Raw genomic sequence first — 415 nt, 5'->3', positions numbered from 1 at the left:
TTAAGCTGAGGACTCTAAAGAGACTGCCGGTGCAAACCGCGAGGAAGGTGGGGATGACGTCAAATCATCACGGCCCTTACGTCCTGGGCTACACACGTGCTACAATGGTAATGACAGAGGGCAGCTACTAGGCGACTAGATGCGAATCTTTAAACATTATCACAGTTCGGATTGGAGTCTGCAACTCGACTCCATGAAGCTGGAATCGCTAGTAATCGGATATCAGCCATGATCCGGTGAATACGTTCCCGGGCCTTGTACACACCGCCCGTCAAGCCATGGAAGCTGGGGGTGCCTGAAGTCGGTCACCGCAAGGAGCCGCCTAGGGTAAAACTGGTAACTAGGGCTAAGTCGTAACAAGGTAGCCGTACCGGAAGGTGCGGCTGGAACACCTCCTTTCTAGAGAAAGTATGAA

General features: G+C 52.5%; 1 rRNA gene. It reads left to right on the top strand.

Annotation, left to right across the window (positions count from 1 at the left end):
- Positions 1 to 399, top strand: a 16S ribosomal RNA gene (locus tag Q4548_RS16745); the annotation flags it as partial.
- Positions 400 to 415: the final 16 nt, after the last annotated feature.

Origin of the sequence: Wenyingzhuangia sp. 2_MG-2023 (genome assembly GCF_030548295.1) — a bacterium.
In the GTDB taxonomy this organism is placed as follows: Bacteria; Bacteroidota; Bacteroidia; order Flavobacteriales; family Flavobacteriaceae; genus Wenyingzhuangia.
Note: the sequence above shows the minus strand (reverse complement) of the source record. Positions and strands in the feature narration are given on the sequence as shown.